A 4,241-nucleotide genomic window follows, 5' to 3' on the forward strand; every position below is an offset into this window, starting at 1 on the left:
AAATTTCACCTTGGAGAATTCCGCCTTTCAGGTTCAAAGCGCCAGTCATTCCAGTTTCTTCATCAATGGAAAATAAGGCTTCAATAGCAGGATGTTTGATTTCTTTACTTTCTAAAATCGCCATAATCATGGCTACTCCAAGACCATTATCGGCACCAAGAGTTGTGCCGCGAGCTCGAACCCAGTCGCCATCAACATACATATCGATGCCTTGTTTATCAAAATCAAAATTGGTATCATTATTTTTTTGATGCACCATATCCAAATGTCCTTGCAAAACTAAAGCTTTGCGATTTTCCATTCCTGGAGTGGCTGGTTTTCGAATAATTACATTTCGAATTTCGTCTTCAAAAGTTTCTAATCCTAGATTATTTCCAAAATCTTTCATAAACTGAATTACTCTATCTTCTTTTTTTGAAGGACGAGGTACAGCATTTAAATCTGCAAATTTATTCCAAAGGTTTTTTGGTTCAAGGTTTCTTATTTCTTGGCTCATTTTATATTAATTTGTTTTATTTAACGAATTTAGAATTGGAATAGCCCAATCGTTTATTTCAGAATATTTTTTTTCAACATTACCATTCACAGACCTGAATAGCAAAATAGCTTCTTCATAATCTTTAGAATTATCATAAATATATAATCTATCAACAAAAGTTGAAGCAATACAACAATTAGAAATTGATTTAGTGTAACGACTGATTATTTTAGTAATAGCCACATCATGTCCGCCTTCCAATACTCTATGCGCAATTCTACTCGCATTAATTGATGGATGATTTGTACCTACAAAGAACAATCTTATAAAGTAACCTTTGTTTTTTGCTTGTTTTAGAAAATCAATTTTATCAAATGCAGAAAGTACGGTTTCGAAAATTAAACTTTCATTTTTCTCAATACAATCTTCTCTTCTTTGGGTAGCAATTTGAGCAGCTTTTAATACAATTTCATGGTTATTCCAATCTCCTAACTCTTCTTGTGCAATATTATCTGGATTAATGTACATACAATTTTGAATCCATTCGTGTTTCAAAATTTGAGAAGTAATTGATGTTTTTCCAGAGCCATTTGGTCCAGCAATGACAATCAAAGTAGGTTTACTTTTATTCATTTCTGTTTTTTGACTCATTGTACTTTTTAAAAGCCTCTTCAATTTGTAATCCTTGAAGTTTTTGAAGTTTTTGTGAAGCAGTTTTAGCTCGTTTTTTAACTTCAATAACCACATTACTCATCAAATCATGAAGTTGTTTCTCAGTAGGTTCCTTTTGTGAAAGTAAATTATAGGTAGATTCCATATTTTATAAATATCTTGCAATTTACAAAAAAGAAAAAACAATTTATTCTATAACTACAATTTATTTCAATTACAAAGTTAGTTTGACAAAAGGTTTAGTTTATTTTTAAAAAAATCTATATTTGAGGAAAATAGTTCACAATGAAAAAATGGTTAGTATTACTTTTCTGCAGTTCGATATTCGCACAAAACATGGAAACAAAACTTGAAAATATCGTTAAAGACAATCAGTTAATGGGTGTTTCAGTGTATACCTTTTCAGGCAAAAATGAAAAAGTGTATAACGTAGGTTTTAAAAATGAAGCACAAAAATTACCAATTACGAATGACACAAAATTCAGAATTGCCTCTATTTCGAAAGCATTTACGGCGTTGGGATTAATGAAATTATACGACAAAAAATTATTCAAACTAGATGATGATATTTCAAATTATTTGGGTTTTAAAGTAGAAAATCCGAATTTTCCAAATGTTGCTATTACATTTAGAATGTTATTGAGTCATACTTCTTCTTTGCAAGATGGGACGGGTTACGATGCTTTTTTGGCAGCGACTTATAATGAAACGCCAATTCCTAATATTAGTAGTATTTTGACTCCAACTGGTAAAAGTTTTACCACTGATATGTTTATGAATCAGAAACCTGGAACTTTTTTTACGTATTGTAATTTGAATTTTGGATTAATTGGCACCTTAATAGAAAAAATAAGCAAACAGCGTTTTGATATTTATATGAAAAATGAAATATTGAAACCGCTTGGTATAACGGCCACTTTTAGTTTGCAAGATATTGAAGATATTAATGTTTTAGGCACTATTTACAGATTTGATGAAAAAGGTTGGCTACCAAACAAAGATGATTTTAAAGGTGTAAAACCAAAACCAAGTGATTTAAGTAATTATGTTATTGGAAATAATGCGGTTTATTTTGCGCCACAGGGCGGTTTAAGGGCGTCTTCTTCGGATATTGGGCAGTTTGTAAAATATTTAAAAAATGATGGAAAAACTGCAAAAATCTTATCTACTGAAACCATAAAACTAATGAAAACCAACCAATGGACTTTTGCCGAAAATAATGGAGATAATTATAACGGTTTTTTTAAACAATACGCATTGGGACTGCATCACACCAATTTAAACACTTCTGATATTATTTATAATCCTGATTTTTTTGGTAGCTTTATTGGGCATGCCGGTGATGCTTACGGATTGATAAGCGATGGTTATTTTTCTGAAAAACAAGATTTTGGATTTGTAATTATTACAAATGGTTGTTTAATTTCTTTCGAAAAAGGGAAAAATAGTTCTTTTTATAAATTTGAAGAAGAAATTTTCAAATTGGTTTGTGAGGATTTTATCAAAAACAAACCAATCGTCAAGAAAGTTAAAAAGGCAAAAAAATAATGCGTAAAAAACAATTGATATTGCCTATATTTCTTTTGATACAAATTGTTGGATTAAAAATAATTTCTTTTTTTCCTGAATTTGTAGAATCCTATTACAGCAACGGATTGTATCCTTATATTTCGAAATTTTCCAGAAGTATTTTAGGCTGGATACCGTTTTCGTTTGGTGATGTTTTATATGCGATTTTAATTATCTATGCTTTGTATTGGTTATATAAAAACAGAAAACTTCATTGGAAATTCAAGGCTCTTTCCGTTTTAAGTCTGCTTTCGGTGGTTTATTTTCTGTTTCATTTTTTGTGGGCATTCAATTACCATCGAATTCCTTTGTCCGAAAAAATGAATATTAAAACCGAATATTCTGATGTTCAATTGTTGGCTTTTACAAATAAAATCATTGCTAAAACCAATCAAATACAATTTCAGATTACTAATGATACTGCCATGAAAATTGTCAGTCCATTTTCTCAAAATCAAATATTTGAAAAGTCATTATTAGGGTATAAAAATCTTTCTAACGAATATTCATTTTTTACATATAATATTCCAAGCGTTAAAAAATCATTGTTTAGTTATCCGTTGACTTATATGGGTTTTGGCGGCTATCTGAATCCGTTTACCAATGAAGCCCAAGTGAATAGTATGATTCCAAAATACGGATTTCCCATGACAGCTTGCCACGAAATGGCTCACCAAATGGGCTATGCTAGCGAAAGCGAATGCAATTTTATAGGTTTTTTGGCCGTCACAAAAAACGATGATTTGTATTTTAAATATTCTGGATATAGTTATGCTTTGCGATATTGTTTATCCAATTGGGAAGTTCGAAATCCCAAAATTTTAGAACAGTTATTAAAAACAATACATCCGGGAATTTTAAAAAATTATAAAGAAAGTAAAGATTTTTGGGAAAGTCATCAAACATTTATCGACACAGGTTTCGAGATTTTTTATGACAATTTCTTAAAATTCAACCAACAAAAAGATGGATTGGAAAGTTATAGTAAATTTGTAGATTTGATGGTTAACTATTATGCTAAGAAAGATTTGTAAATATTTTATTTGGTTTTAAATTCACCAAAATGCCATAAAATTCCAGATGGATCGTGAAGGAAACATTCATTTCCCCAATCCATATCCCGAATAGGTACTAACTTTACATTTTCATATTTTGATGTAAGTTCTAATTTAACTAATTGAGTCCAAAAATGTTCTGCATTTGTTACTTCCATAAAAACCATGGTATTTTCTACCCAGTCTTTCACATAGGCATTTTGCAAATAGAATCCAAAACCATTCATATCAAAATAACTCATTCCAGTTGACAAAATGTTTTCTTTAAAACCTAAGTCACAATAAAAACTCCGTGATAACTCATAATTTTTAGCTCCGATAAATGGGCGAATTGATTTTATTTGATTATTCATTTAGTCATAAATTTAATTAATTATAAATCTACAAATTAACTTCTGATCTTAATAAAATACTTTCAATATTTTTCATTTTAGTAAATCTTTGGTGAGAATAAGTCAAATCTTTTT

General features: G+C 29.8%; 6 protein-coding genes. 2 read left to right on the forward strand and 4 right to left on the reverse strand.

The window, feature by feature from the left end; all coding sequences use genetic code 11:
• The 3 genes from RMN92_RS07290 to RMN92_RS07300 form a co-directional block, all read right to left on the reverse strand.
• Window positions 1-496: M20/M25/M40 family metallo-hydrolase (locus RMN92_RS07290; protein ID WP_309608804.1), on the reverse strand; the 496-nt coding region annotated here is incomplete at its 3' end.
• A gap of 6 nt (window positions 497-502) precedes the next feature.
• Window positions 503-1,129 (reverse strand): zeta toxin family protein, encoded by a 627-nt coding sequence (locus RMN92_RS07295; protein ID WP_309608805.1) that lies wholly within the window; start codon window positions 1,127-1,129, stop codon window positions 503-505.
• A complete protein-coding gene (locus tag RMN92_RS07300) occupies window positions 1,104-1,295 on the reverse strand; it encodes a hypothetical protein (protein ID WP_309608806.1) in 192 nt (63 codons plus the stop codon). The genes RMN92_RS07295 and RMN92_RS07300 overlap by 26 nt, the downstream gene beginning before the upstream one ends.
• 191 nt (window positions 1,296-1,486) lie before the next feature.
• On the opposite strand from RMN92_RS07300, the gene RMN92_RS07305 reads away from it, so the two are divergent.
• Both RMN92_RS07305 and RMN92_RS07310 read left to right on the forward strand, forming a co-directional pair.
• On the forward strand, window positions 1,487-2,698 hold the full coding sequence (locus tag RMN92_RS07305) for a serine hydrolase domain-containing protein (protein WP_309608807.1): 1,212 nt from the start codon (window positions 1,487-1,489) through the stop codon (window positions 2,696-2,698).
• Window positions 2,698-3,753, forward strand: coding sequence for a DUF3810 domain-containing protein (locus RMN92_RS07310; RefSeq protein WP_309608808.1), 1,056 nt, complete (start codon window positions 2,698-2,700; stop codon window positions 3,751-3,753). Before RMN92_RS07305 ends, RMN92_RS07310 begins: the two co-directional genes overlap by 1 nt.
• A gap of 5 nt (window positions 3,754-3,758) precedes the next feature.
• On the opposite strand, the gene RMN92_RS07315 is transcribed toward RMN92_RS07310, so the two are convergent.
• The gene (locus RMN92_RS07315) at window positions 3,759-4,127 is read right to left on the reverse strand and encodes a glyoxalase (RefSeq protein ID WP_309608809.1); all 369 of its coding nucleotides are present in this window, start codon (window positions 4,125-4,127) and stop codon (window positions 3,759-3,761) included.
• Window positions 4,128-4,241 lie beyond the last annotated feature (114 nt).

The organism is Flavobacterium sp. (assembly GCF_031363805.1).
GTDB lineage: Bacteria > Bacteroidota > Bacteroidia > Flavobacteriales > Flavobacteriaceae > Flavobacterium.

What these genes read in the sequence shown, in the direction of transcription:
- RMN92_RS07295 (WP_309608805.1), bottom strand. Translation starts at nt 1,129, where the DNA reads ATGAGTCAAAAAACAGAAATGAATAAAAGTAAACCTACTTTGATTGTC.
- RMN92_RS07300 (WP_309608806.1), bottom strand. Translation starts at nt 1,295, where the DNA reads ATGGAATCTACCTATAATTTACTTTCACAAAAGGAACCTACTGAGAAA.
- RMN92_RS07305 (WP_309608807.1), top strand. Translation starts at nt 1,487, where the DNA reads ATGGAAACAAAACTTGAAAATATCGTTAAAGACAATCAGTTAATGGGT.
- RMN92_RS07310 (WP_309608808.1), top strand. Translation starts at nt 2,698, where the DNA reads ATGCGTAAAAAACAATTGATATTGCCTATATTTCTTTTGATACAAATT.
- RMN92_RS07315 (WP_309608809.1), bottom strand. Translation starts at nt 4,127, where the DNA reads ATGAATAATCAAATAAAATCAATTCGCCCATTTATCGGAGCTAAAAAT.